Genomic DNA, 24,110 nt, shown 5'->3' with positions numbered 1-24,110 from the left:
AGTGGGGCTGCCGGTGTCGTCGGGTCGGGTGCCGTTCCGGTGCTCTCGTCAGCGTCGGTGGCGCTTCATCTTCGGCGGCGCTTCATCGTCGACGCAGCGCGTGGTGCCGGCTGTCGCGTGTCATCACCGACCACCGTCCTCCGCGCCTGTCGGCACCGCCTGGACCGGCGCCGGTTGTCGGGAACCCTACCGGAATTCAGGGTTTCTCGCGATGTAGTATGTCTACTACATTACGAGGCACTGATCTGGTCTTCAGGGGGAGAGCTGTGACGGCGGTGCGGGAGCGGGATCCGATTCATGAGGTCGACCCGCCGGATGACAACCGGGTGCTGGACGTTCGTGACCTGCGCATGCGATACGGCTCGACCGACGTGCTCCACGGCGTCAGCTTCACCGCCCGGCGTGGCGAGGTGCTGGTGCTGCTCGGGCCCAACGGCGCCGGCAAGACGACCACCATCGAAATCCTGGAGGGCTTCCGGATGCGCTCGGCCGGTCAGGTCAGCGTGCTCGGTGCCGACCCGGGCCGGGCCGGCGAGGACTGGCGGGCCCGGATCGGGGTGGTGCTGCAGTCCTGGCGGGACCACGGCAAGTGGCGGGTCCGTGACCTGCTGGCCCACCTCGGTTCCTTCTACGCGGCCTACTCCACCGACCGGATCCGCCGGCCCTGGGACACCGACGAGCTGATCGCCACCGTGGGCCTGGTCGAGCAGGCGGATCGCCGGGTACGGCAGTTGTCCGGTGGCCAGCGCCGCCGGCTCGACGTCGCGGTCGGCATCGTCGGCCGGCCCGAGCTGCTGTTCCTGGACGAGCCGACCGTCGGGTTCGACCCGGCCGCCCGCCGGGAGTTCCACGACCTGGTGCACCGGCTCGCCGATCTGGACGACACCACCATCCTGCTGACCACCCACGATCTGGACGAGGCGGAGAAGCTGGCCGACCGGATCCTGATCCTGGCCGGCGGCCGGATCATCGCGGACGGTTCGGCGGACCAGCTCTCCCGGCAGGTGGCGGCCGAGGCCGAGGTGCGCTGGACGCTCGACGGGGAACGGTTCGTACACCCCACCGCGGACGCCACCCGGTTCGTCCGGGACCTGTTCCGCCAGCACGGTGACGCGGTCGCCGACCTGGAGGTACGGCGGGCGAGCCTGGAGGACACCTACATGGCGATGGTCCACGAGCACGAGTCGGGCGCCCGGGGTGGCGCGGCCGTGCGCGCACTGGAGGAACTGGGACGATGAACCCGACGATCATCGCTGTCCGCGCCGGCGTCTCGCGCGGCTGGATCGAGCTGCGCAACACGTTCAGCAACGCGCAGGACCTGTGGAGCTACTTCTTTCCCACCGTCATCCTGCTGATCGTGATGTTCTTCACGCGCAGCGCCACGGTGCCCGGCACCAGCTTCTCGCTCGGCACCCGTACGCTGCCCAGCACCCTCGGCATGGGGCTGGCCTTCACCGGGCTGATCGGGGTGGCCCAGCAGCTCATCGTGGACCGTGAGGACGGCACGCTGCTGCGGGCCAAGGCCATCCCGAACGGGATGCTCGGCTACCTCGTCGGCAAGGTCTTCTCGCTCTCCGGGGTGGCGCTCATCGGGCTCGTCCTGCAGGTGGTGCCGGCGGCCCTGTTCCTCGACGGTCTCTCGCTCGACGGCGTGGGTGGCTGGCTGACCCTGCTCTGGGTGGTCGCGCTCGGGCTGGTGGCGACGCTGCCGATCGGCGCGGTGCTCGGTTCGCTGTTCGAGGACCCGCGGAACATGGGTCTGATCATGCTGCCGCTCATGGGCAGCATCGCCATCTCCGGCATCTTCTACCCGATCAACAGCCTGCCCGGCTGGGTGCAGGCCGTCGCCCAGGCCCTCCCGTTCTACTGGCTAGGGTTGGGAATGCGATCGGCGTTGCTGCCGGACGGCATGTCCGCGGTGGAACTGGGCCACTCCTGGCGGCACCTGGAGACCGTGTTCGCGCTGGGCGTCTGGGCGGTCCTCGGGCTGGTGCTGGCCCCGGTGGTGCTGCGCCGGATGGCCCGCCGGGAGTCCGGCTCCCGGGTCGCCGCGCGGCGCGAGAAGGCCATGCAGCGGGTGCACTGAGAGGCGTGGGGCGATGAGTGAGACGGTCTACAACCGGATCGCCATGCTGCGCGCCGAACGCGGCATCTCCCGCCGGCAGCTCGCCGACGCGCTGGGCGTGCACTACCAGACGGTGGGCTACCTGGAACGCGGCGAGTTCCGGCCCAGCCTCCACCTGGCGCTGCGGATCGCGGCGTACTTCGAGGTCCCCGTCGAGGTGGTCTTCTCGGTGGAACCGTTCCCCCGACTCGGCGAGGTGGGCCCGGCGAGCGCCGGACGGTCCGCCTGACGGCCCGGCTTGGCCGAGATCAACCCCGCAGGGCAGGATGTACGCCGGAGGGGGGTGCAGATGGCTGGTCGGATCCGGGACGAGGACATCGCACTGGTCCGGGAGCGCACCTCGATCGCCGACGTCATCTCCGAGTCGGTCACGCTGCGGTCCGCCGGCGGCGGCAACCTCAAGGGCCTCTGCCCGTTCCACGACGAGAAGTCCCCGTCGTTCAACGTCTCGCCGGCCCGCAACGTCTGGTACTGCTTCGGCTGCGGCCAGGGTGGGGACGCCATCAAGTTCCTGATGGACGCCGAGCACCTGACCTTCATCGAGTCGGTCGAACGGCTGGCCGACCGCGCCGGCATCCAACTGCGGTACATCGAGGCCGGTCCCGCACCGGTCCGGGCCCAGCAGGGCCAGAAGCAGCGCCTGGTCGCCGCGCACGCCGCCGCCGCCGAGTTCTACGCGGCCCAGCTCGGCATGCCACCGGCCCGGCCGGCCCGGGAGTTCCTGGCCCAGCGCGGCTTCGACCGGGCCGCCGCCCAGCGGTACGGCTGCGGCTTCGCCCCGGACGGCTGGGACCCGCTGACCAGGCATCTGCGGCAGAAGGGGTTCACCGGCCAGGAGCTGATCACCGCGGGCCTGTCCCGGGAGGCCCGGTCGGGTTCGCTGATCGACCGGTTTCGCCGCCGGCTGCTCTGGCCGATCCGGGAGCTGACCGGGGACGTCATCGGGTTCGGCGCGCGGAAGCTGTTCGACGACGACGACGGCCCGAAGTACCTGAACACCCCCGAGACGCCGATCTACAAGAAGTCACACGTCCTGTACGGCATCGACCAGGCCAAGCGGGAGATCGCCAAGCAGGGCCGGGCGGTCATCGTGGAGGGCTACACCGACGTGATGGCGTGTCACCTGGCCGACGTGCCGGTCGCGGTGGCCACCTGCGGCACGGCCTTCGGCGCCGACCACATCGGGGTGCTGCGCCGCCTGCTGATGGACACCGACGCGGTGGCCGGTGAGATCATCTTCACCTTCGACGGGGACGCCGCCGGGCAGAAGGCGGCGCTGCGCGCCTTCGAGGACGACCAGCGCTTCGTCGGGCGTACCTTCATCGCGGTCAGCCCCGACAACATGGACCCCTGCGAGCTTCGGCTGGCCAAGGGCGACGCGGCGGTGCGCGACCTGGTCGCCCGCCGCGAGCCGCTCGTCGACTTCGCGCTGCGCCAGGTGATCAGCCGGTACGACCTGGACACCGTCGACGGCCGGGTCGAGGCGATGCGCCGGGCGGCCCCGCTGGTCGCGAAGATCAAGGACCGGGAGAAGCGTCCCGAGTACGTTCGCAAGCTGGCCGGTGACCTGGGCATGGAGATCGAGCCGGTGCAGCGGGCGGTGCTCGCGGCCGCGACGGCTCCCGCCGCACCGGCCCGGGGCGAGGCCGGTGGCCGGGGCGCCGAACCGGCACCGGCCCGCCGGCCCGCGCCGGGCGTCGACAGCCCGCAGTCCCTGGTCGAGCGGGAGGCGCTGAAGCTGGCCCTCCAGGTGCCGGTGCTGGCCGGTCCGATGTTCGACGCGCTGGAGGCCCCCGCGTACGCGCACCCCGTACACGTCGCGGTGCGGACCGCGGTGGCCGGGGCCGGCGGCGCCGCGGCGGCGGCCGGCGGCGCGGTCTGGATCGAGCAGGTCCGCGACGCCTGTGCCGACCTGGCGGCGCGGGCGCTGGTCAGCGAGCTGGCCGTCGAGCCGTTGCGGATCGACGGCGAGCCCGATCCCCGGTACGTCTCCATCACGCTGGCCCGGTTGGAGCTGGCTTCGGCGACCGGCCGGATCCGGGAACTCAAGTCGAAGATCCAGCGGGTGAACCCGGTGGCGCACAAGGACGAGTACTTCGCGCTCTTCGGCGAGCTGCTGTCGCTGGAGCAGCACGCCCGTGCCCTGCGCGACCAGGCGGCGGGAGGGCTGTAGCAGGATGGCGATCTTCCGACGCCGGCCGAAACTACCGGCCGGCCGGGCACCCCGACTTGCCCCCGACGAGCGGGTGCTGGCCTGGGCCGAGGCGGGTGAGTCCGGCGGCGGGGACGGCGTGCTGGTGGTCACCAACCGGGGGTTGTGGCTGCCGGACTCCACCGAGCGGTTGGGCTGGCACGAGGTACACAAGGCGGTGTGGTCCGGCCGGGAACTTGCGGTCACGCCGGCCGGCCGGGTCACCGAGCGGGACGGTTACCTCGTGGTGGCCGACGAGCCGGTGCGGACGTACCTGCTGCTGTCCCCGGGCGACGTGCCCGAGCAGGTCCGGGCCCGGGTGACCCGCTCGGTTGGCTACACCGCGCACCACCGGCTCGACGATGGCGGCGTGCGGGTGGCGGCCCGCCGGGTGCCCGGGGTGGACGGCCTGACCTGGACCGTCCGGTACGACCCCGGCACCCCGGCCGACGACCCCCAGGTGCTGGCCGTGACCGACGAGCTGGTCGCCGCCGCCCGGGCGGCCACCGCACCCACCGGTCTCTGACCGGACCCGGCGGGGTCGGGTTCGAGAAACCCGGTGAGCCCTGTCGGACCCGGCGGCTAGGGTCGGCGCCGTGGGACAGGATGCGCTCATCCGCGCGCGTAATCTGGTCAAGCGGTTCGGCGACTTCACCGCCGTGGCCGGGATCGACGTGGAGGTGCGGCCCGGCGAGGCGTTCGGCTTCCTCGGGCCCAACGGCGCCGGCAAGTCCTCCACGATGCGCATGATCGGTTGCGTCTCGCCGCCGACCGACGGCGAGCTGCGGATCCTCGGCCTGGACGCCCGGCACGACGGTCCGGCGATCCGGTCCCGGCTGGGCGTCTGCCCGCAACTGGACAACCTCGACCCCGAGTTGACGGTCCGGGAGAACCTCACCACCTACGCGCGCTACTTCGGCATCCCGCGCCGGATGGCCCGGGCGCGGGCGGCCGAACTGCTGGACTTCGTCCAGCTCGCCGAGCGGGCGGGCAGCAAGGTCGAGCCGCTGTCCGGTGGGATGAAACGCCGGCTGACCATCGCCCGGGCCCTGGTGAACGAGCCGGACATCGTGCTGTTGGACGAGCCCACCACCGGGCTGGACCCGCAGGCCCGGCACCTGGTCTGGGAGCGGTTGTTCCGGCTCAAACAGCAGGGCGTGACGCTGGTGCTGACCACCCACTACATGGACGAGGCCGAGCAGCTGTGCGACCGGCTGGTGGTGATGGACGGCGGCCGGATCGTGGCCGAGGGCTCACCGCGGGACCTGATCGAGCGGCACTCCACCCGCGAGGTGGTGGAGCTGCGGTTCGCGGCCGAGTCCCAGGAGGCGTTCGCCGACAAGCTGGCCGGGATCGGGGACCGGGTCGAGGTGCTGCCGGACCGGGTGCTGCTGTACGTGTCCGACGGTGACGCGGCCGTCGCGGCGGTGCAGTCCCGCGCGCTCAACCCGGCCAGCGTGCTGGTCCGGCGCAGTGGTCTGGAGGACGTGTTCCTGCACCTGACCGGTCGTACCCTTGTCGACTGAGAAAGCGCGGGTGGGTGTGGTGGCGGTGGATCAGCGGGTGGTGCCCCGGGTGCCCCGGTGGCCGGCGTTGGCGGTGCTGGAGTACCACCTGGTCGGTTACCGCCGGACCTGGCGGGCCAGCGCCCTGTCGTCGTTCCTGCTGCCGGTGCTCACCATGCTCGGCTTCGGCCTGGGCGTCGGCGCGTACGTCACCGGCGGCGTGGACGGGGTCCGCTACTTCGACTACGTGGTGCCCGGCTTGATCGCCTCGACCGCTGCCCAGGTCGCGATCTTCGAGGCGACCTGGCCGGTGTTCAGCTACTTCGAGTGGATGAAGACCTACTTCGCCCAGGCGGCCACCCCGCTGCGGACCCGCGACATCCTGGCCGGGCACCTCGGCTACCTCTGCCTCCGGGTGTTCACCACCAGCGCCGTCTTCCTCGCCGTGGCCGCCGCCTTCGGCGGGGTGCGGTCCGGATGGACCCTGGCCACCCTGCCGGTGGTGCTGCTCGTCGGGCTGGCGGTGGCCACGCCGGCCGCCGCGTACACCGCCGGCGTCTCCACCGACAGCTACCTCGCCCTGCTGTACCGGTTCGCCGTGATCCCGATGACGCTGTTCTCCGGGGTGTTCTTCCCGGTGGAGTCGCTGCCGGCGGTGCTGCGCGCCGTGGCGTACGCGCTGCCGCTCTGGCACGGCGTGGACCTGTGCCGGGCGGCCACCCTCGGCGTCCCGCCGCGGTGGTCGGTGGCCGGGCATCTGATCGTCCTCGTCGGCTGGTCCACCGTCGGTTGGCTGCTGGCGCGGGTTCGGTTCCGCCGCCGGCTCGTGGTCTAGGGAGGGCCCGTGGTCAGTCTCGTCCTGCCTCGGCTGGTCAGTTTCGAGGGCGCCCCGCGCCGGTCGGCCTCGGTGGCCGAGCGGAACGTCGCCGCGCTCAAGTCCGCGTACTGGATCGTGTTGATCTCCGGCTTCTTCGAGCCGCTGCTCTATCTGCTCTCCATCGGCGTGGGGGTGGGCGCGCTGGTACACCGGATCACCCTGCCCGACGGGCGGGTGGTGGGCTACGCGGCCTTCGTCGCCCCGGCGATGCTGGCCTCCTCGGCGATGACCGGCGCGCTGGCCGAGACCACCTTCAACTTCTTCGGCAAGATGAAGTACATGAAGCTGTACGACGGGATCCTCGCGACCCCCGTGCAGCCCTTCGAGATCGCCCTCGGCGAGCTGTCCTGGGCCATGGTGCGCGGCACGCTCTACTCGGCGGCCTTTCTGGTGATCATGGTGCTGCTGGACCTGACCTCAGCGGGTCGGGCGCTGCTCGCCCTGCCCACCGCGGTGCTGATCGGGTTCGCCTTCGGTGCGCTCGGCATGACCCTCACCACCTTCATGCGAAGCTGGCAGGACTTCGACCTGATGGGGTCGGCCCAGTTCGTGCTCTTCCTGTTCTCCGGCACCTTCGTCCCGGCCGGCGCCTATCCGACGGCGCTGCGCTGGCTGGTCGAGGTGACCCCGCTCTACCGGTCGGTCGATCTGGTCCGGGGCATCACCACCGGCGGTGGCGGATGGACCTGGCTGGTGGACGTCGGCTACCTGCTCCTGCTCACCGTGGTGGGGCTGTCCGTCGCCGCCCGCCGGATGGGATCGATGCTCTACAAGTAGGTGCGGGTTCTGCAAGCTGTCAGCCGCCGGTCGCGCCAGGAATGACCGGTGCGCGGTTAATCACGCGGTGGGCCGGGCATAGTCGGACACGACCGACGACGAGGAGGCTGCCATGGCCGACCAGCCCGCCAGCGGTCGCGCGCCGGGACACGGCGCCGACGACCCGGACACCGGCACCGGCACCGGCACCACCGGCCCGGCCGCGGCCGACGCCCCGGGCGGGACCGGCCACGCGGGCCGGCGCGGTGGGCACCCGGTCGGCCCGGACGAGGGCCCGGACAGCCCCACCCAACTGCCCGGCACGTCCATCTGGGCGGCGCTCAAGCGGACCGTGCGGGAGTTCCAGAAGGACAACCTGACGGACTGGGCGGCCGCGCTCACCTACTACGCGGTGCTGTCACTGTTCCCCGCGTTGCTGGTGCTGGTCTCGGTGCTCGGCCTGCTGGGCGAGGGGACGCGGCATTCGGTGCAGGACACCCTGACCGGCATGGTGCCGCAGCCGGAGGTCAAGAAGATCGTCGAGGACGCCCTTCGCCAGCTCGGGGAGAGCCAGGGCGCCGGACTGGCCGCCGTGCTCGGTCTGCTCGGCGCGTACTGGTCGGCGTCCGGGTACATCGGGGCGTTCATGCGGGCGGCCAACGCCATCTACGACGTACCCGAGGGCCGGCCACTCTGGAAGACCCTGCCGATCCGGGTCGCCATCACCGGTGTCGTCGGCCTGATGGTGCTGGCCAGCGCCCTGATCGTGGTGTTCACCGGACGGTTCGCCGAGAAGGCGGGTGGCGCGCTCGGGCTCGGTTCGACCGCCGTGACGGTCTGGAGCATCGCCAAGTGGCCGGTCCTGCTGGCCCTGGTGAGTCTGATCTTCGCCATCCTCTACTGGGCCGCGCCGAACGCCCGGCATGGCGGCTTCCGCTGGATCACCCCGGGCGGCGTCTTCGCGGTGGTCATCTGGCTGGTCGTCTCCGGTGCCTTCGCGCTCTACGTGGCCAACTTCGGCTCCTACAACAAGACGTACGGCACGCTGGCCGCAGTGATCATCTTCCTGGTCTGGCTCTGGCTCACCAACCTGGCCATCCTGCTCGGCGCGGAACTCGACGCCGAACTGGAACGCAGCCGGGCCATCGAGGCCGGCCTGCGCCCACCGGACCGTGAACCGTTCGTCGAGTTGCGCGACGATCGCACCCTGCGCGACGACGACCGGCGGAGCTGACCTCGGCCGGGGGGACACCCGGTCCCAGTCCCCGTGGTGTCCCGGTGTTCCGGGCTTCCGGCGGGCCCCGACACGGCGGACGGCCGGTGACCCGAAGGTTACCGGCCGTCCGCACCCCGGTCAGAAAGTGCTGCTGTGGTGGTTCAGAGAGGGCTGCCGTTGGTGCCGCTGCCCGACGTCTTGGCCCGCGGGCCGGTACCGCTCGACGTCGTGCTGGTGCCGCTGGAGGCGGACCCGGTGGATCCGGCGCCGGCCGGGGTACCGGCGAAGGCGTTGTCCGCGGCGGTCAGCTCGGAGGTGTCGGTGCTCGTACCGAGCTTCTCGCCCAGCTTGGTCTGGCTCAGCCGGTCCTTGCCCTCGGCGTAGAGGCGGTTGGCCTGTGCCTGGGCGACACCGGCGGCCTCCTGGACGGTCGGGTGGTCGAGAACCTTGCGGCCCTTGAGGACCAGCTCCTCGTACTTCTCCCGGCCCGCTCGGGCGCCCAGGACGAAGCCCGTGGCCAGCCCGCCGATGAACAAGAGCTTTCCGCGCATGGCGGCTCCTTTCGGTCCTGACGCTCCGTTGTTCCCGGATTCTGCTTCCGGGCGTCATGGTGTCGCGCCTGCGTCGTCTGTGCTCGGTAACCTACCCATCCTCCTCGCGGCTCATACCTGTTCGTGGCCGGACGCGATGAAAGACGTCGGTAGTACACCCGGGCGACCGAGCCAGGCGGCTGTCGATGATCCGGCCGGGGCGGGCGTCGGGAACCCGGTGGACCGGACGGCCCGATCGTCCTGTACTCTTATGCCGTCGCGCGGTGCGGGAGAGATCCCGCACCGGTTGTGCGATCCCCTGTAGCTCAATTGGCAGAGCAGCCGGCTGTTAACCGGCAGGTTATTGGTTCGAGTCCAATCGGGGGAGCTTCTGACCAGGATGGCTCCCGGCCTGCGGGCTGGCGAGAACTGGGACTCCGGACAGCGGAATCAAGATCACCAGTAGGTAGGGCTGCCGTGTGTGACCCGGATTTCGCTCACCTTTCGTCGCCCTGATGTGGCGGTGGGTACTTCCATGGCGGGCGCTCTCCTCCGGTAATCCGTCAACCGTCCGCTCGGCCGGGAAGTTCGGTGACGCTGAGGGCGAAGTCCAGGTTCCCCACTCCGTGGTTGGCGAGGCCCACCGTGACCACGCCCGCTCCCTCCAGCCAGTGCGCCATCTTCAGTCCGCCGGCGTCCAGTGGGCGTAGCCCAAGACTCTCGATGAACGCCGCCACGCTTGCCTTGGCCTGCGCACTGTCGCCAGCGATGAAGACGTCGGGCCGGCCCGTCTCCAGGACATGACGGAAGACGGTGTTGAACGCCTTCACCACGCTGGCGCTGCTCGGGGCCACCTTGGCGACTTCCTGTGCGATCGAGGTCTCCGCGCGGTGGGTCAAGCCGTCGAATGTGGAATTGAAGGGGTTGCTGATGTCGACGATGATCTTGTTCGCGAGGGCGTCTCCGTACTGAGTGACGACCGGCACGACACCGTCGTACAGCAGGGCCACGATGACGATGTCCCCGGCCGGGGCGGCGCCCCATTCTCCTGTCGTGGCGCCGCCGCCGAGCGCCTTGGCCAGGTCAGCGGCCTTGGCCTGATCGCGGCCCATGACCTCGACGGTGTTCCCGCCCGCTGTCGCCCGCGCACCGATGGTGCGGGCCATGTTTCCGGTGCCGATGATGCTGATGTTGCTCATGGGATGTCCTGCCCTGGTCGTGGGTGTTGTCCGGTCCAGCTGGCGATGGTCCCACCGTCGGCTACGAGTTCCATGCCGTTGACGTAGCTGGAGTCGTCGGAGGCGAGGAAGAGGGCGGCGGTGGCGATCTCGTCGGGGCGGCCCATCTGGCCGCGCCATGGTCTCCCCTTTGAATCGCTGGTGCTGTGTGCACCCGGAGTGACGGTGTTATGTACACCGACCCGTGTGCCTACGGTACGGGGCGGGTGGCCGGAGTGCAAACTAAGTACACCGGTCGTTACCTGATGGGGGTACCATCGACCCATGACGGAGTTGGAGAAGGGCCCCACGGGCCGCCGCCGTGGGCGAGGGGCCCGCGAGCGCATCCTCAGCGCGTCCCAGCAGCTGTTCCGCGAGCAGGGCATCAACCGCACCGGCATGGACGAGCTCTGCGCGGTGGCCCAGGTGTCCAAGCGCACGGCCTACCAGCACTTCACCGGCAAGGACGAACTCGTCGCCGAATACCTGCGCCGGTTCGACCCCTCCGTTCTGTCCGACGTGTTCGACCGGACCGACCTCACGCCCCGCGAACGGCTCCTCGCCGCCTTCGACATCCCCTCCACCACCCCCCTGTGCCCCTACATCGCCGCCGCCGTCGAACTCCACGACCCTCAGCACCCCGCATCGCGGCACGCACGCGACTACAAGAAGGCCGTCGCCGCGCGGCTCGCCGACACCGCCCGCGAAGCCGGCGCCGCCGACCCCGAGCAGCTCGGCGAGCAGCTCGCGCTGCTCATCGACGGTGCCGCGGCCCGTACCCGGGTCCTCAACGCCGACGCCTTCCCCACTGCCGCCGCCATCGCCGCCGTCCTGATCGACAACGCCCTCCCCGCTGCGGCCAGCGATGACCGGCGACGGGAGGAAGTGCCGAGTTGACCTGGCACTCCGTGGCCAGGCTGGATGCGCTGCCGCACCCGCCGACAAGCGACACGGGTCTGTCGCGGGGCAGGGCAGGTCGGCTACTGAGCCAGGTCCCGTGCCCGTCGGTCAACCCGGGCAAGGGGTCCCCGGGCCGGCGGTGGCCGGCGTCCCGCCCGTTACCGTGCGGGTCAGCGGTTGACGTAGGCGGCCAGGCCGCCGAGTTCTTCGTTGGCGATGAACACCGACCGCACGTTGATGATGGCTTCTTCGACGTGGTCGGGGCAGCCCCATGCCGAGTCGCCCCAGGAATCGGCGATCTTGATCTCGGCTGGTGCGGTGCATCCGGTGGTGCCGCCGAGTTGACATTGCTCGGGGTGCGGCATGGTGGCCTGCGCGGCCGCGGCGGTGCGTATCCGGGCGGCGAGTTCCGCTGCTGCCGTGGCGCGCTGCTCGGCCTCGGCGCGTAGTTCCCGTTCCACGCGGACGGCCTTGGCCAACTCGTCGTGGGCTGCCCTGGCGCGCGCTTCGGCGGCCTGCTGTGCCTGCTCGATGTGGTGGCGTTCGATGGCCAGGGCCGCGGTGCCGGTGAAGACCCGGGCGAGAGCGAGATCCGTGTCGTGGGGGACACGGGGAGTGCGGTGGTACATGGCGAACGTGCCCAGCAGGGCGCCGTCGCGGGCCAGGATCGGTGTGGACCAGCAGGCGGCCAGGCCGGCTCGGCCGGCCAGGTCCCGGAAGTCGTCCCAGAACGGGTCGGTGGTGATGTCGGTGACGATGACCGGTTCCCGCCGGTGTGCGGCGGTGCCGCAGGAACCGACGCCTTCACCGGTGGCGATCCCGTCGATGGCCTGGTTGTAGAAGTCCGGCAGGCTGGGCGCGGCGCCGTGCCGCAGGTGCCGGCCGTCAGGATCGGCGAGCAGTACGGAGACGAGCACCTCTTGCGGCGCGAGATCCTCGATACAGCGGGCCATTCCGTCGAGGACTTCGGTCAGAGGTGCCTGCCGGGCGATCTGCTCCAGCAGGGCACGGTGTTCGGCCATCAGATGCTGGGCATGTCTGACCTGGGTGGTCTCCACGCCGATCACCCCGATTCCGGTCACGGTGCCGTCGGCGGCCCGGCGCGGCTCGTAGGTGAAGTCGAAGAACGCTTCCCGCGCGTGCGTGCCGGTGCCCAGCACGACCGGTGCGTCCCGACCCGTGTAGGGCTCACCCGTGCGGTAGACCCGGTCCAGTCGAGCGATGAAGCCCTGACCGGCCAGTTCAGGCGCCAGTTCGGCGAGCGCAACCCCGGTGCGCCCCCGTCCTTCGCCGATGGCGGCGAAAAACGCCGGGTTCGCCGTCTCCACCGTATGCGCCGGTCCGGCGAGCGACGCGAAGACGGCGATGGACTGTCCGAACAACGCCCGCAGATCCTCTTCGGCTGCGCGCCCGGCAACCGCCGGATCCGCAGCGACCGGTTGCTGGTCTGATGGCGCCGTCATGGTGGGGTTCTGCCTCTCATCGGTTGGCGGATGGTCGATGGTGTGCCGTGGACGCCGTGCTCACGGTTCCGTACCGCGACGGCCCACCGGGGGGCGGCACACCAGGACCAGCCGGACCCACGGGTCGTCGGCTGCTGTTCATGAATCCATGTCGATGGCCTCCTGGACAACGACCTCGATGATCCTAGCGAGGTGTTCGGACCGGACGAACCCGGCGGCCAGCGGGCCGCACGGGTTCCGCCGGCTCGTCGACGCCGTCCGGAACGCTTCGACGGCGTCGACGATGCGAGTCCACCAACACCAGGGCGGCGGTGTCATACCTGCTCGGGGACTGGATCTGGCGATGATCAGCCGCGACAGCGATAGATATCGGCAAATTCAGCAGGTTACTGGTTCGAGTCCGATCGGGGGAGTTGTTCTCCGATCACCGCCCGCCGACCGTTGCCGGCGGGCATCGTCGTTTCCGGGGTTCGACCGTCCTCGGTGGGGCATCTTCGTCGTCGAACGAGCGTCCCCGGCGCGACCGGGCCGGTCCGCTGCGCATCCGGGTCGAGCACCCTAGACTCCGATGCGTCGTTTTCTGCGTCGATAACCTGGCTGGAGGCGGATGATGCGGACCCGTACAGCGGTGTCCATCGCCGTGGCGGTGGTCGTGGCCTGGCTGGCGGTCGGCGCCTTCGCCGGCCCGTACTCCGGCAAGCTCGCCGAGGTCAGCACCAACGACAACGCCTCCTTCCTGCCGGCCGACGCCGAGGCGACCAAGGCGCAGAACCTGGCCAAGGGCTTCGTCGAGCGGCAGACCACCCCCGCGCTGGTGGTGTACGAGCGACCCGGTGGCGTCACCGCCGCGGACAAGACCCGGGCCAACTCCGACGCGCAGCGGTTCGCCCAGGTCCCGGGCGTGATCACCCCACTGTCGCCGCCGATACCGAGCGAGGACGGGCAGGCGTTGCAGATCGTCGTACCCATCGACAGCTCCGAGGGTGAGCAGATCCGATCGGTCACCGACCAGCTCCGGTCGATCACCGGCGCGAACACCGACGGACTCTCCGTCCACGTGGCCGGGCCGGCCGGAATCCTCGCCGACCTGATCGACGTATTCTCCTCGATCGACGGCCCACTGCTGCTGGTCACCCTCTGCGTGGTGCTGGTCATCCTGCTGATCGTCTACCGCAGCCCGATCCTGTGGATCATCCCGCTGCTGGCCGCCGGCATGTCGTACACGATGGCTGCCGTCGCGGTCTACTTCATGGCCAAGGCCGATGTGGTCAAGCTCAACGGCCAGTCCCAGGGCATCCTCACGGTGCTGGTCTTCGGCGCCGGCACCGACTACGCGCTGCTGATGATCGCGCGTTACCGGGAGGAACTGCACCATCACGCCCGCCCGGTCGACGCCATGAAGGCGGCCTGGCGCGGGGCCGCGCCAGCGATCGGCGCGTCCGGTCTCACGGTCATCGCTGGCCTGCTCTGCCTGCTGCTGTCCGGCCTCAACTCGAACCGGTCGCTCGGCCCGGTCACGGCGGTCGGCATCGCGGCCACCCTGGTCGTGATGCTCACCCTGCTCCCGGCCCTGCTGCTGCTCGGCGGGCGCTGGGCGTTCTGGCCCCGGATGCCGCGCGACGACGACCAGCCGAGCACCGGACGGATCTGGGGGTCGATCGGCCGGTTCGTCGGCCGCCGGTCCCGGCCGGTCTGGCTGACCACCTCGCTGGTGCTCGTCGCGCTGGCGTTCGGGCTCACCCAACTGGGCGCGACAAAGCTGGGCCAGACCGACCAGTTCACCGAGAACACCGACGCGAAGACCGGTCAGCAGGTCATCAGCCGGCACTTCCCCGGCGGACAGGGCAGCCCGGTGACCATTTTCGCGGTGGCCGGCAGCGCCGACCGGGTGGCCGGGGTGGTGAAGGGCGTGCCGGGGGTGGCCTCGGTGCAACCGCTGCCCGCCCAGGGCGGCCCGGGCGGCGCCGCCGACCCCGGCGGCTCCGGCCAGCCGGGTGCGAAACCAGGCCAACCCGGTCAGCCGGGTACGGCACCAGGCCAGCCGGGCCAACCCGGTGGATCGCCGGGTCAGCCCGCACCGGCGCCGAAGGTCGTCGACGGCCGGATCCAGCTCCAGGCCACGCTGTCCGCCGCGGCCGACAGCCAGCAGGCGGAGGAGACGGTACGGAAGATCCGTACCGCCGTCCACGCGGTGCCCGGCGCGGACGCCGTGGTGGGCGGCTTCACGGCGATCGACCTGGACACCGCCGACGCCTCGGTGCGGGACCGGAACGTCATCATCCCGGTGGTCCTCGCCGTGATCGCGGTGATCCTGGCCCTGCTGCTGCGCTCGATCGTCGCGCCGATCCTGCTGATCATCACGGTGGTGCTGTCGTTCCTGGCCACCCTCGGGCTCTGCTCGCTGCTGTTCACGTACGTCTTCGGTTTCCCGGGGGTGGACGCGGCGTTCCCGCTGTTCGCGTTCGTCTTCCTGGTCGCGCTCGGCATCGACTACAACATCTTCCTGATGACCCGGGTCCGGGAGGAGTCCGGGAAGCGCGGCACCCGGACCGGGGTGCTCAAGGGTCTCGTGGTCACCGGTGCGGTGATCACCTCGGCCGGGGTGGTGCTGGCCGCGACCTTCTCGGCACTCGCCGTCCTACCGCTCGTCGTGCTCGTCGAGATCGGGGTCGCGGTCGCCGCCGGGGTGCTGCTCGACACGATCGTCGTCCGCTCGCTGCTGGTGCCGGCCCTGACGTACGACATCGGTCGGTGGATCTGGTGGCCCGGCGCGCTGTCCCGGACCGATCCGACCGAGGAGGGCAACCAGCGTGACCGGGCCGTCGGACAGCTGTGACGTCGTCATCGTCGGCGGCGGCCTGGCCGGCCTCGCCGCGGCCCGCCGGCTGCACCAGGCCGGCCTGTCCTGGCGCCTCGTCGAGGCCGCCGACCGGCTGGGCGGCCGGGTCGCCACCGACGAGCGGGACGGGTTCCTGCTCGATCGCGGCTTCCAGGTGCTGAACAACTCGTACCCGAGGCTGCGTCGGCTGGTCGACGTGCCGACGCTGCGGATGGGCTACTTCACCTCGGGAGTGCTGGTCCGACGCGGCGACCGGCTGCACCGGCTGAGCCACCCCCTGCGCGAACCCACCGGGGCCGTGGCCGGCGTGCGCGCCGGGGTGGGCACCCTGGTCGACCGGGTACGCTTCGCGGCGCTCGCCGCCGGCTACGCCACCCTGCCGGTGTCCCGGCTGCTGGCCGCGCCGGAGACCGACGCCGAACGCGCGCTGCGCCGGGCCGGGCTGTCCGACCGGATCATCGAGGAGGTGCTCCGGCCGTTCCTGTCGGGCGTCTTCGCCGACCGTCGACTGGAGACGTCCAGCCACGTCCTCGCGATGGTGCTGCGATCGTTCGTCCGGGGCCGGATCGGGATACCTTCCGGCGGGATGCGCCGGCTGCCCGAGGCCGTCGCCGCGCCCCTGCCCGCCGAGCGGATCCGGGTCGGGGCCCGGGTGACGGCGGTGGCACCGGGCCGGGTGCGGACAGCCGACGACGAGCTGCGCTGCCGAGCCGTACTGGTGGCCACCGATCCGGGTGGCGCGGCCGACCTGCTGCCGACGCTCGACCGGCCCCGGATGCACGCGCTCAGCACGTACTATCACGCGGCGCCGGTCGCCCCGCTGGCCGAGCCGATCCTGCTGCTCGACGGCGACCGGCGGGCGATCGTCGCGAACACCGTCGTGCTCAGCAACGCCGCGCCGTCGTACGCGCCGCCGGGCCGGCACCTGATGGCGACCTCCGTGGTCGGCCCGGTCGCACCGCCCGAGCCGGTCGTCCGGGCCGAGCTGACCCGACTGTACGGTCGGGACACCGCCGACTGGACCCACCTGTCGACTGTGGAACTGCCGAACGCGCTGCCGGCCGCCCCGCCGCCCCGAGGCCGGCTACGGGCGCAGGTGGCCCTCGGCGACCGGATCTGGGTAGCCGGAGATCACCGCGACAGCCCGTCGACCCAGGGCGCCCTGGCCAGCGGCTGGCGCTCCGCCGGCGCCATCATCCGCGCCCTCCACCGCTGACCCCGCCCCCGGGCCTCCTGCTTCCCGGCCTCGCTCTCCGGACTCTGTTCCTGGACGGCCCTGCGACCCGCTCCACGTCGATGGTCGGGCGGGTCGGGCGCTGGGGCGGCGCGGCCGGGTAGGTTAGGCTTTCGCCCGGCAGGGGGCGGTAGCTCAGCCGGTTAGAGCAGGGGACTCATAATCCCTCGGTCGCGGGTTCGAGTCCCGCCCGCCCCACCAGGCAAACGTCCAGCTCAGCCATGCTGTTGCCGGTCCGGACGAACCGCGTCAAGATCCGGACCGACGCCATCAGTCCGCACTGAGTCCGCAGCAGCACGACCCGCCGCCCGGTCGAGCCGGTCCGCCACCCTGGTCCAAGTCGTCCTCGGACAGGTCCGCGTACACGTCCAGCGTCATCGCCACCGAGGCGTGCCCGGGGACGTGAACACCAGCTCGTCAGCGGTGCGGCCGGCGATCTGTGCGGCGATCGGTTCGACCAGGAACCGGGGGAGCGGCACCGACCGGCGTTGGTGCGTCTTCGGCGTACCGAACACGGCCCGGCCGTTGACCTCGGTCACCGACTCCGCTACCAGCAGCCGACGCTTCACCAGATCGACCCGCCGGACCCGAAGCGCGGCCAGCTCCCCCCCAGCGCAGCCCCGTGTAGGCCAGCACCCGGATGATGAGCCCGTGCGGCTCTGCCGCTGCCGCCAGCTCGCCCACCTGGCCGTGCGTCAGGAACACCTTGTCCGCGCGCCCGACGCGGGGAAGGCGCACACCGGCCGCGACGTGGCGAGTGAGCCGACCATCCCGAACCGCCAGAGCCAGTAGCAGCGAGAACACCCGATGTGCTTGCCGAACCGTGGACGGCGCAAGACCGCCCTGCGTCATGCGTCGCACCCACTCACCAACGTCGGCGTGCGTGACTGCCGAAAGCGGGACGCGCTCCCACACCGGGAGCACCTGCACCCGCAGGAGACTGCCGTACCGCTGGCGAGTCGACGGCTTGAGCTGCACCTGGTTGACGAGCCACCGGGCAGCCCAGTCGCCCACGGTAACTCGTGCGAGAGCCGGATCGACCCACTCGCCGCGGGCAAGCGCCGTCCTCATCGCGGCGTGCCACCGATCGGCGTCGACCTTGCGGTCGAAGTGCCGAGCGTGCTCCTTGCCGGCGGCATCCCGGTACCGGGCACGCCACTTACCGTTGGGGCGCTTGACCACGCTCATCGGTCTGCCGCCTCTTCCAGCCAGGCGCGCACGTCGGCCGGGTCGTACGCAGGTGCCGGCCGACCCGAGATGCCTTCGGTCCGATCTGCGGTACCGCCACTGGTAGAGGGTGCTCACTGGGATGCCGAGGAAGGTCGACACGTCCTCAGCCGTACACAGCGGTTCGATGGTCCGGGTCTTCATGCTGCTCCCTCCTGCGCTGTGGCGGTTGCCGAGACGTCGGGTGGTGCCTGGTTGCGTCTGGCGGTGTCGAGTTGTGCGCGCCATTGGATGCGTTCGGAGATGGCCCGCAGGACCCGGTGCCCGAGCGGGGCGACGTCCGGGTCGGTGGGTTTGGCGAGTTCCCAGGCGTGGCGTTGTTCGCCGCCGGCCGGTGCGGTGTCGGCGTCGGTGGTGACGCCGAGCTGTGCTTTGACCCAGTCGCGCCGGTCGGCCCGGTGGTCGGTCAGCGTCTTGCCGGACCATTGCCGCGAGATGAGGACGCGTCGGCCGCCGATGCCGAGGGTTCCCCTGTCTAGTCCCACCACATGCTTGACGGATGCGTCCGCCCCGGCCTGCTGGCGACCTCCGGCCGGCATCGGCCGGGCCGGCAGGGAACGCCGGGCGATGCAAGAGCGAAGACCTCGGGGCTCTGCCCCGAACCCCGACCCTCCTCAGAGGTGATCCTCTCCGCAGCCCGAGTGAGTCAGCCTTTGGTGCCGGCACCGCCTGTCATCAATCCGGATCGCAGCTCTCGCCTTGATGCAACGCACAGCTCACTCATCGATGCGTGCGGCCCTGTCCCTGACCTGGGCCATCGTGTCTGAGCGGGCGACGGGAATCGAACCGTGGCGGTGTCGGGCTACTCGGTGGCGTCGTACCCTGCCCGAGCGGCGTGGACGGCCTCGATGTGGCTCTCCGCCCAGGTCTTGATGGCCCGCTGGAGCGGAAGCAGGTCGTGACCAAGGCGCGTGAGCTCGTAGTCGACCCGCGGCGGGACCGAGGCGGTGACGGTGCGCTCGACCAGGCCGTCACGTTCCAGCTTGCGAAGGGTCTGGGTGAGCATCTTCTGGCTCGCGCCGGCGACGATGCGCGAGACCTCGCTGTGTCGCAGCGGCCCGTCGGCCAGGGCACTGATGACCAGCGTGACCCATTTATCACTCAGTGTCGCGAGCACTTCGTGGCCGGGGCATTCGGCTAAGTTGGCGTTGTACTCGCGCCTACGGGTCTCCCGCTTCTCCGCAGCGCTGATGGTTGCCATGACGGCTCCTCCGGGTGCCCTGGGCACTTCTGAGTGCCGTCTTCTCGGTCGAGCGATCGCTACCTAGCGTTGATCCTATGAAGTCGATCATCGTTCGCCAACCAGGCGATCCGAACGTACTCGAAGTCGCCGATCTGCCACTCCCCGAACCCGGCCCCCACCAGGTCCGGGTCAAGGTCGCGGCCTCCGCTGTCAATCCCATCGACCTGTCCGCCCGAGCCGGCCGCCTCACCGCCGCCGGCCTCATGCCGCCAATGCCGCAGTACGGGCTTGGCTGGGACGTAGCCGGGCACGTCGACGCCACTGGGTCGGATATCGTCCGGTTCCAGCCCGGCGACGAGGTGATCGGGCTGCGCGACCTGCTGTTCGCTGGTGGCACACACGCCGAATACGTGGTGCTGGACGAGTCCGCCGTCGCGCCCGCCCCGACATCGGTGCCGCTGACCGACGCGGCCACGCTGCCGCTGAACGGGTTGACGGCAGATCGCGCACTTGACCTCGCCGGGCTGGCACCGGGGCAGACGCTTCTGGTCACTGGTGCCTCCGGTGGCGTCGGCGGATTCGCCCTCCAACTCGCGGCGATCCGGGGGCTGCGTACGGTCGCGCTAGCCCGCCCGCACGACGCCGACCGCGTACGCGCCCTGGGCGCGTCGGAGATCGTCACCTCGTCGGACGATCTCGGTGCCGCCGTACGCCGGATCGTCCCCGGCGGCGTGGACGCCGTGATCGACGCTGCGATCCTCGGCATCACCGCCCATCAGGCACTCCGTGGCGCCGGCACTTTCGTTGCGCTCGTCGCCCCCTTCGCCCCGCCGCCCATCCGTGGCACGCGCGTCGTCGTGCAGGAGGTCTTCGCTGACGGGAACCGGCTCACCAAACTGTCGAAACTCGTCGACGATGGTGTGCTCACCCTCCGCGTCGCGCGAGCCTTCCCGTTCGACCAGGCCCGTGAGGCGCACGAACTCTTGGAAATGGGGGGCGTCGGCGGGCGCATCATCCTGACGCCCTGACGGACCGACCCGTGCACCCCAGAGCCCCATCCAGCTGCACGATCTCTTCAACCTGCTCAAGCAGGACTTCCACAACCAGATCGCTAGGTGTTTGCCGTTGGCTTGGCTGTACAGCCATCCGTACAGCCGAATCCGGCTGCTTGATCTCATGATCCCTCGGTCGCGGGTTCAAGTCCCGCCCGTCCCACTCGATGATTTGACCTCGAGGCTGACCTGGGCGGTTGCGGTTCTCATGACGAGTCCGTCAAGGCAGGACGGCGATTGACGGTGGCCTTTCGCCGGGAATCACGATCGGAGATCGTGTCGATGGTCGCTCGGACGCCGCAGAGCGGTTCAGCGCCCGCTGGCGGTCGTCTCCTGCCAGGGATCGATGACCTCGATGCCAGTGTCGGCGAAGTCCTTGACGTTTCGGGTGGCGAGAGCGGCAACCTGGGTGCGGCAGATGGCGGCGATCTGGGCGTCGAAGCCGTCGATCGGCTGGCCGAGTCGGTCTCGACCAGCGACCACGTCGGCATAGGAGCTGGCTGCCGCGAGATCGAAGGGCAGCACCTGTCGCGGGAAGGCGGCGAAGATCTCGTTGGCGGCCTGGTGCAGCGATTCCCTGCGTTGGCCCTCGGGTAGCCGTGCGATGCCGTAACGGATCTCGGCGACAGTGACGACTGTGGTGTACAGGCCGACGCCTGCATGCTGCCGAAGCCACGCGAGCACTGTAGGGGCGGGCTCAACCCGCATGAGTTCGGAGACGACGTCGGTGTCGAGGACGATCATCACTCGGGCAGACTCGCCGCGCGGGGTGGAGTCGATCGGGCTGGCAGGTCCAGCTCGACGCCGCCCAGCCTGGCGAATCGGTCGACCAGTGCGCTGAACAGATCGTTGCCTGGCGCATCCTCGGCGACGGCGGCGGTGAGGATGTCCCGAATTTCGGATTCCATGGACTTGCCGTGCTGCGCTGCGCGGACCCGCAACTTCTCGCGGACCGCGTCGTCGAGATCTCTGATGCTCAGGGCTGCCACGATCCCTCCTTCACGTCCGCACGGTTGACAGCAATGCTAGCAGCCCGTGAGTGGTGTCAGTACCATCAGCCGATGGCCGGTCGTGTGCTGTCTCGTGACGACGGCTGTTCGAGATCATCTTGAGGCTTTGAACTGCCGGGAGCAGCGGCAGCGGCGTGCCTGCGAAGGTCGCTGGTTGGTTCGCATGGTGGTGCCTCCGGCCCAACCCACCGTGGTGGACGATCCGATGGCCTACGCGGCCGACGGCAGTTGGCTGGCAACGTTCGGTCGGCCGTTGCTGATCTTTGCCGAATCCAGTGCGGTCGGGGATCCATCGAGCGACGAGTGCTCTTCGACACCGGACAGGACGTCGGCTTCGCGCTGCTGCCGCTCTAACCGACAATCGTCCAGGTCACCAGTGCCGGCAGGGTTAGCAGGTAGGCGGTACCGCAGAACCGGAACGCCTTATCCGTGGCGCTACCGGACAGTCCACGGCTGCCGACGAGCACCTGTAGCGGACTTGCGGATGTGTTGTCGCCGCCGTCTTCGAACGTCAACGCGCACACCAGAAGCAGAAGGTCTGCCGCGATAAGCAGGGGCCAGGCAGACTGTGGCGCGGAGAATCCGGCGTAGATCAGCGGCCCCAGCACGATCGCGGGCACGATGCCGAGCGATATGGCGCTCACGATGACCGCGATGATGGCGAACCAGCCGAATGCTGTCAGTCGCAGAAGCACGGCCAAGCCGACGACCGCGATCTGAATCACTCCCATTGACACCGCAGTCACCCTTCTACGGACGCATCGCGTACAGCGAGCTGGTCAAACCTCACCCACGTGTTCTTCGGCGCGGCGCCCCCGCTGGTCTGCACTTTCAGAGTGGCTGTCGGGTTGGGAGTGTCTTCGACGATGACCACTTCCGTCGTACCGGCCGGCAGATCGGCCGGCCATCCCGCATCGTCGGTCGGCTCACTGGTCAGTAGGCGCGCGACACGTCCATGCAGGCCTGTGTCGGTGGCCCGCACTGGACGCCACACCGTCAACGCCGGCCTTCTCGGCTGCTGGACGGGCACCCGCCGGTGAGGCGCGGCCGTGCTCGGTGGTGCTCAGCTGCCGTCCGGCCGTCGGCGGCGCCTGGGCCGGTCACTGACCGATCCACATGCGCAGGAGGTCTTCCTTGTCCACGATGCGACGCTCGGAGAACTCGGCGAGCAACTCCAGATGGACGGGTCCGTTGAAGATCTCTGCCCGGTCGGGTCGCGGCGCCCCGCCGAGACCCAGGGCCGGGACAAAGCCATAGATGGTCTCGGGGCCCACCGGGCCACGCAGTGCGCGTATCCGATCGAACAACGGCTTCTTGTCGGTGCCGTCAAGGTCAACACTGCGGCGGTCCTGGCACATCAACAGCGCGTAGATCCGGTTATCGCGGTCATCGTCTGACATCACGCGGCCCAACCGATACGAAGGGACCACCCATCCGTACTGCGCGGTGATCGCCAACCGTGAACCCGTCTGCTGTCCCCACACCTGCAAATCGCCGAACGCACTGCGGCTCACCGCGATCCATCGTTCTTCTCTCGGTAGGCCAAGGCCGTTCGTCCATGCGTCGACCGCCGGCTGCCACACTTCGGGATCGCACAACCAGAACAACCCATTACCGAAGCCGGCGAATCCGTACCTACGCCAATACGCCAGCAGCAGACCGGGCACAACGCCCGCAAATTGAGCCAGCCGATCATCGCTGACCGGATCTGAATAGGTGGGAGGCCCCCATATTTCAGCCAATTCCGCTACTTCATCGTCCACCATTTGTATGTCTTCCCCTTGTGTCGCGAACCACTTTCCTGCCCTACCGAAGCGTCGCAGCCCGTTCGCCGCGGTCTGCGGCATCCCGCGCCGGTCGGCCTGGCGCAACGCTGGTCAGGCGTGTCGGGCACCAGCGTGGTGCACCCATCTCGGTACGGGGAAGGGCGGTGGTCATGGCCAGCACGGTACCGGCGACGCATGGCGGCGGGCGGGGGCGGCTTGACCGAGCAGCTGACCTACTGGACAGACTGATCAGTGACGGCGGCGAGGACGGCTGCTGCGCGATGGTGCAGCTCGCCGAGGTGCGATTCGAGCAGGGTCGTCGGTGATCGTGGTGGCGTGGTTCGCGTGGCGGTACCTCCGGCTCACCCTCGGCTGAAGCGCCGGTCGGCACCGAAGCCCGTATCGGAGCCTCGTCACTGGTCATTCCTCGGATTCGATGGCGGGTCGCGACACGCGTATCGCCGCTGTCCCGACCCGGGCCGGGCCGGGACAGCGGCGCGGAGATGACCTAGCTGCGCAGGCTCCACCGCTGGTTGGAGCCGCCGTTGCAGGCCCACAGGATCAGCTTCGTCCCGTTCGCCGTGCCGGCGCCATTGGCGTCGAGACACAGGCCGGACTGCTGGCCGGTGATCGAGCCGTTGGAGTTGACGTTCCACTGCTGGTTGGTGCCACCGTTGCAGTCCCAGATGATCACCGTGGTGCCGTTGGTCGTGCCCTTACCGTTCGCGTCCAGGCACTTGTTGCCGTACACCTGCAACTGCTTGCCCGAGGTGTAGGTGAAGCGCTGGCCCGTGGCGCTGCCGCAGTCCCACAACTGCACCTGGGTGCCGTTCGTGGTGGTCGAGTTCGGCACGTCCACACACCGACCCGACTGCCCACCCACGATCTGCTGGCCCCCGCCGGGAGGCGCGCTGGTGGGTGGGTTGCTGGTCGGGGGTGCGCTGGTGGGTGGGTTGCTGGTGGGTGGGGTGCCGGGGACGGTGGTGGTGGCGTTGTTGAGGGCGTTGAGGACTGCGGTG

Annotated in this window: 26 protein-coding genes and 2 tRNA genes; 15 read left to right on the top strand and 13 right to left on the bottom strand. The window is 70.1% G+C overall.

The annotated features are described in order from the left end of the window. The first annotated feature begins 350 nt into the window (after positions 1 to 350). The 9 genes from ACXN5W_RS12440 to ACXN5W_RS12400 all read left to right on the top strand — a co-directional run bounded on the left by ACXN5W_RS12440 (position 351) and on the right by ACXN5W_RS12400 (position 8,688). Positions 351 to 1,238, top strand: a complete 888-nt coding sequence (locus tag ACXN5W_RS12440) for an ABC transporter ATP-binding protein (RefSeq protein ID WP_473158445.1) — start codon at positions 351 to 353, stop codon at positions 1,236 to 1,238. Then, complete coding sequence (locus ACXN5W_RS12435) at positions 1,235 to 2,086, top strand: ABC transporter permease (RefSeq protein ID WP_473158379.1); 852 nt, start codon at positions 1,235 to 1,237, stop codon at positions 2,084 to 2,086. Before ACXN5W_RS12440 ends, ACXN5W_RS12435 begins: the two co-directional genes overlap by 4 nt. Positions 2,087 to 2,099: 13 nt before the next feature. Beyond that, positions 2,100 to 2,354 carry a helix-turn-helix transcriptional regulator gene (locus tag ACXN5W_RS12430; protein ID WP_473158378.1) on the top strand — a complete coding sequence of 85 codons (255 nt, stop codon included), beginning with the start codon at positions 2,100 to 2,102 and terminating at the stop codon, positions 2,352 to 2,354. Between the two features lie 60 nt (positions 2,355 to 2,414). Next, the gene (dnaG, locus tag ACXN5W_RS12425; RefSeq protein ID WP_473158377.1) at positions 2,415 to 4,298 is read left to right on the top strand and encodes a DNA primase; all 1,884 of its coding nucleotides are present in this window, start codon (positions 2,415 to 2,417) and stop codon (positions 4,296 to 4,298) included. Positions 4,299 to 4,302: 4 nt separating this feature from the next. Then, the gene (locus ACXN5W_RS12420; RefSeq protein WP_473158376.1) at positions 4,303 to 4,842 is read left to right on the top strand and encodes a hypothetical protein; all 540 of its coding nucleotides are present in this window, start codon (positions 4,303 to 4,305) and stop codon (positions 4,840 to 4,842) included. 70 nt (positions 4,843 to 4,912) lie between these two features. After that, on the top strand, positions 4,913 to 5,842 hold the full coding sequence (locus tag ACXN5W_RS12415; protein ID WP_473158375.1) for an ABC transporter ATP-binding protein: 930 nt from the start codon (positions 4,913 to 4,915) through the stop codon (positions 5,840 to 5,842). 19 nt (positions 5,843 to 5,861) lie between these two features. Continuing rightward, positions 5,862 to 6,656, top strand: a complete 795-nt coding sequence (locus ACXN5W_RS12410; RefSeq protein WP_473158374.1) for an ABC transporter permease — start codon at positions 5,862 to 5,864, stop codon at positions 6,654 to 6,656. A 9-nt stretch (positions 6,657 to 6,665) separates the two neighbouring features. Continuing rightward, a complete protein-coding gene (locus ACXN5W_RS12405) occupies positions 6,666 to 7,475 on the top strand; it encodes an ABC transporter permease (RefSeq protein WP_473158373.1) in 810 nt (269 codons plus the stop codon). A 112-nt stretch (positions 7,476 to 7,587) separates the two neighbouring features. Next, entirely contained in the window at positions 7,588 to 8,688 is a 1,101-nt protein-coding gene (locus tag ACXN5W_RS12400; RefSeq protein ID WP_473158372.1) for a YihY/virulence factor BrkB family protein, read from the top strand. A 143-nt stretch (positions 8,689 to 8,831) separates the two neighbouring features. Here the strand turns inward: ACXN5W_RS12400 and ACXN5W_RS12395 are convergent, their stop codons facing one another. Next, positions 8,832 to 9,221, bottom strand: a complete 390-nt coding sequence (locus ACXN5W_RS12395) for a hypothetical protein (RefSeq protein ID WP_473158371.1) — start codon at positions 9,219 to 9,221, stop codon at positions 8,832 to 8,834. Positions 9,222 to 9,515: 294 nt separating this feature from the next. On the opposite strand from ACXN5W_RS12395, the gene ACXN5W_RS12390 reads away from it, so the two are divergent. Next, positions 9,516 to 9,588, top strand: a tRNA-Asn gene (locus ACXN5W_RS12390). A gap of 175 nt (positions 9,589 to 9,763) precedes the next feature. Here the strand turns inward: ACXN5W_RS12390 and ACXN5W_RS12385 are convergent. Beyond that, the gene (locus ACXN5W_RS12385; protein ID WP_473158370.1) at positions 9,764 to 10,399 is read right to left on the bottom strand and encodes an NADPH-dependent F420 reductase; all 636 of its coding nucleotides are present in this window, start codon (positions 10,397 to 10,399) and stop codon (positions 9,764 to 9,766) included. After that, positions 10,396 to 10,704 (bottom strand): SDR family oxidoreductase, encoded by a 309-nt coding sequence (locus ACXN5W_RS12380; protein WP_473158369.1) that lies wholly within the window; start codon positions 10,702 to 10,704, stop codon positions 10,396 to 10,398. Before ACXN5W_RS12380 ends, ACXN5W_RS12385 begins: the two co-directional genes overlap by 4 nt. On the opposite strand from ACXN5W_RS12380, the gene ACXN5W_RS12375 reads away from it, so the two are divergent. Further along, entirely contained in the window at positions 10,703 to 11,314 is a 612-nt protein-coding gene (locus ACXN5W_RS12375) for a TetR/AcrR family transcriptional regulator (RefSeq protein ID WP_473158368.1), read from the top strand. The two genes, ACXN5W_RS12380 and ACXN5W_RS12375, sit on opposite strands and share 2 nt — an antisense overlap. 173 nt (positions 11,315 to 11,487) lie before the next feature. On the opposite strand, the gene ACXN5W_RS12370 is transcribed toward ACXN5W_RS12375, so the two are convergent. Further along, positions 11,488 to 12,780, bottom strand: a complete 1,293-nt coding sequence (locus ACXN5W_RS12370) for a GAF domain-containing protein (RefSeq protein ID WP_473158367.1) — start codon at positions 12,778 to 12,780, stop codon at positions 11,488 to 11,490. Positions 12,781 to 13,387: 607 nt separating this feature from the next. Here ACXN5W_RS12370 and ACXN5W_RS12365 point away from each other — a divergent pair. The 3 genes from ACXN5W_RS12365 to ACXN5W_RS12355 all read left to right on the top strand — a co-directional run bounded on the left by ACXN5W_RS12365 (position 13,388) and on the right by ACXN5W_RS12355 (position 17,054). Then, on the top strand, positions 13,388 to 15,616 hold the full coding sequence (locus tag ACXN5W_RS12365; protein WP_473158366.1) for an MMPL family transporter: 2,229 nt from the start codon (positions 13,388 to 13,390) through the stop codon (positions 15,614 to 15,616). Continuing rightward, a complete protein-coding gene (locus ACXN5W_RS12360; protein WP_473158365.1) occupies positions 15,591 to 16,835 on the top strand; it encodes an NAD(P)/FAD-dependent oxidoreductase in 1,245 nt (414 codons plus the stop codon). Before ACXN5W_RS12365 ends, ACXN5W_RS12360 begins: the two co-directional genes overlap by 26 nt. Before the next feature lie 142 nt (positions 16,836 to 16,977). Next, positions 16,978 to 17,054: transfer RNA gene (locus ACXN5W_RS12355), tRNA-Ile, on the top strand. 173 nt (positions 17,055 to 17,227) lie between these two features. On the opposite strand, the gene ACXN5W_RS12350 is transcribed toward ACXN5W_RS12355, so the two are convergent. The 3 genes from ACXN5W_RS12350 to ACXN5W_RS12340 all read right to left on the bottom strand — a co-directional run bounded on the left by ACXN5W_RS12350 (position 17,228) and on the right by ACXN5W_RS12340 (position 19,281). Beyond that, complete coding sequence (locus ACXN5W_RS12350) at positions 17,228 to 17,422, bottom strand: hypothetical protein (RefSeq protein ID WP_473158364.1); 195 nt, start codon at positions 17,420 to 17,422, stop codon at positions 17,228 to 17,230. A 798-nt stretch (positions 17,423 to 18,220) separates the two neighbouring features. Beyond that, positions 18,221 to 18,565, bottom strand: a complete 345-nt coding sequence (locus ACXN5W_RS12345) for a replication initiator (RefSeq protein ID WP_473158363.1) — start codon at positions 18,563 to 18,565, stop codon at positions 18,221 to 18,223. A 317-nt stretch (positions 18,566 to 18,882) separates the two neighbouring features. Then, on the bottom strand, positions 18,883 to 19,281 hold the full coding sequence (locus ACXN5W_RS12340) for a winged helix-turn-helix transcriptional regulator (RefSeq protein WP_473158362.1): 399 nt from the start codon (positions 19,279 to 19,281) through the stop codon (positions 18,883 to 18,885). Between the two features lie 77 nt (positions 19,282 to 19,358). Between ACXN5W_RS12340 and ACXN5W_RS12335 the strand changes: the two genes are divergently transcribed. After that, the gene (locus tag ACXN5W_RS12335; protein WP_473158361.1) at positions 19,359 to 20,291 is read left to right on the top strand and encodes an NADP-dependent oxidoreductase; all 933 of its coding nucleotides are present in this window, start codon (positions 19,359 to 19,361) and stop codon (positions 20,289 to 20,291) included. A 333-nt stretch (positions 20,292 to 20,624) separates the two neighbouring features. Here ACXN5W_RS12335 and ACXN5W_RS12330 read toward each other — a convergent pair whose 3' ends face one another. The 6 genes from ACXN5W_RS12330 to ACXN5W_RS12305 form a co-directional block, all read right to left on the bottom strand. Next, positions 20,625 to 21,059 carry a PIN domain-containing protein gene (locus tag ACXN5W_RS12330; RefSeq protein ID WP_473158444.1) on the bottom strand — a complete coding sequence of 145 codons (435 nt, stop codon included), beginning with the start codon at positions 21,057 to 21,059 and terminating at the stop codon, positions 20,625 to 20,627. Continuing rightward, on the bottom strand, positions 21,059 to 21,304 hold the full coding sequence (locus ACXN5W_RS12325) for a FitA-like ribbon-helix-helix domain-containing protein (RefSeq protein WP_473158360.1): 246 nt from the start codon (positions 21,302 to 21,304) through the stop codon (positions 21,059 to 21,061). Before ACXN5W_RS12325 ends, ACXN5W_RS12330 begins: the two co-directional genes overlap by 1 nt. 371 nt (positions 21,305 to 21,675) lie before the next feature. After that, complete coding sequence (locus tag ACXN5W_RS12320; RefSeq protein WP_473158359.1) at positions 21,676 to 22,062, bottom strand: hypothetical protein; 387 nt, start codon at positions 22,060 to 22,062, stop codon at positions 21,676 to 21,678. Between the two features lie 5 nt (positions 22,063 to 22,067). Then, on the bottom strand, positions 22,068 to 22,307 hold the full coding sequence (locus ACXN5W_RS12315; RefSeq protein WP_473158358.1) for a DUF7161 family protein: 240 nt from the start codon (positions 22,305 to 22,307) through the stop codon (positions 22,068 to 22,070). 118 nt (positions 22,308 to 22,425) lie between these two features. Beyond that, a complete protein-coding gene (locus ACXN5W_RS12310; protein WP_473158357.1) occupies positions 22,426 to 23,091 on the bottom strand; it encodes a GAD-like domain-containing protein in 666 nt (221 codons plus the stop codon). A 508-nt stretch (positions 23,092 to 23,599) separates the two neighbouring features. Further along, a partial coding sequence (locus ACXN5W_RS12305; protein WP_473158356.1) for an RICIN domain-containing protein occupies positions 23,600 to 24,110 on the bottom strand: 511 nt, incomplete at its 5' end.

This window comes from Plantactinospora sp. A48 (assembly GCF_055793945.1).
Note: the sequence above shows the minus strand (reverse complement) of the source record. Positions and strands in the feature narration are given on the sequence as shown.

Bases quoted from the DNA above. Each gene is read 5' to 3' on its own strand.
- ACXN5W_RS12440 (WP_473158445.1), top strand. From the start codon at position 351: ATGCGATACGGCTCGACCGACGTGCTCCACGGCGTCAGCTTCACCGCC.
- ACXN5W_RS12435 (WP_473158379.1), top strand. From the start codon at position 1,235: ATGAACCCGACGATCATCGCTGTCCGCGCCGGCGTCTCGCGCGGCTGG.
- ACXN5W_RS12430 (WP_473158378.1), top strand. From the start codon at position 2,100: ATGAGTGAGACGGTCTACAACCGGATCGCCATGCTGCGCGCCGAACGC.
- dnaG (WP_473158377.1), top strand. From the start codon at position 2,415: ATGGCTGGTCGGATCCGGGACGAGGACATCGCACTGGTCCGGGAGCGC.
- ACXN5W_RS12420 (WP_473158376.1), top strand. From the start codon at position 4,303: ATGGCGATCTTCCGACGCCGGCCGAAACTACCGGCCGGCCGGGCACCC.
- ACXN5W_RS12400 (WP_473158372.1), top strand. From the start codon at position 7,588: ATGGCCGACCAGCCCGCCAGCGGTCGCGCGCCGGGACACGGCGCCGAC.
- ACXN5W_RS12395 (WP_473158371.1), bottom strand. From the start codon at position 9,221: ATGCGCGGAAAGCTCTTGTTCATCGGCGGGCTGGCCACGGGCTTCGTC.
- ACXN5W_RS12385 (WP_473158370.1), bottom strand. From the start codon at position 10,399: ATGAGCAACATCAGCATCATCGGCACCGGAAACATGGCCCGCACCATC.
- ACXN5W_RS12375 (WP_473158368.1), top strand. From the start codon at position 10,703: ATGACGGAGTTGGAGAAGGGCCCCACGGGCCGCCGCCGTGGGCGAGGG.
- ACXN5W_RS12380 (WP_473158369.1), bottom strand. From the start codon at position 10,704: ATGGGTCGATGGTACCCCCATCAGGTAACGACCGGTGTACTTAGTTTG.
- ACXN5W_RS12370 (WP_473158367.1), bottom strand. From the start codon at position 12,780: ATGACGGCGCCATCAGACCAGCAACCGGTCGCTGCGGATCCGGCGGTT.
- ACXN5W_RS12365 (WP_473158366.1), top strand. From the start codon at position 13,388: ATGATGCGGACCCGTACAGCGGTGTCCATCGCCGTGGCGGTGGTCGTG.
- ACXN5W_RS12340 (WP_473158362.1), bottom strand. From the start codon at position 19,281: ATGGCAACCATCAGCGCTGCGGAGAAGCGGGAGACCCGTAGGCGCGAG.
- ACXN5W_RS12335 (WP_473158361.1), top strand. From the start codon at position 19,359: ATGAAGTCGATCATCGTTCGCCAACCAGGCGATCCGAACGTACTCGAA.
- ACXN5W_RS12330 (WP_473158444.1), bottom strand. From the start codon at position 21,059: ATGATCGTCCTCGACACCGACGTCGTCTCCGAACTCATGCGGGTTGAG.
- ACXN5W_RS12310 (WP_473158357.1), bottom strand. From the start codon at position 23,091: ATGGTGGACGATGAAGTAGCGGAATTGGCTGAAATATGGGGGCCTCCC.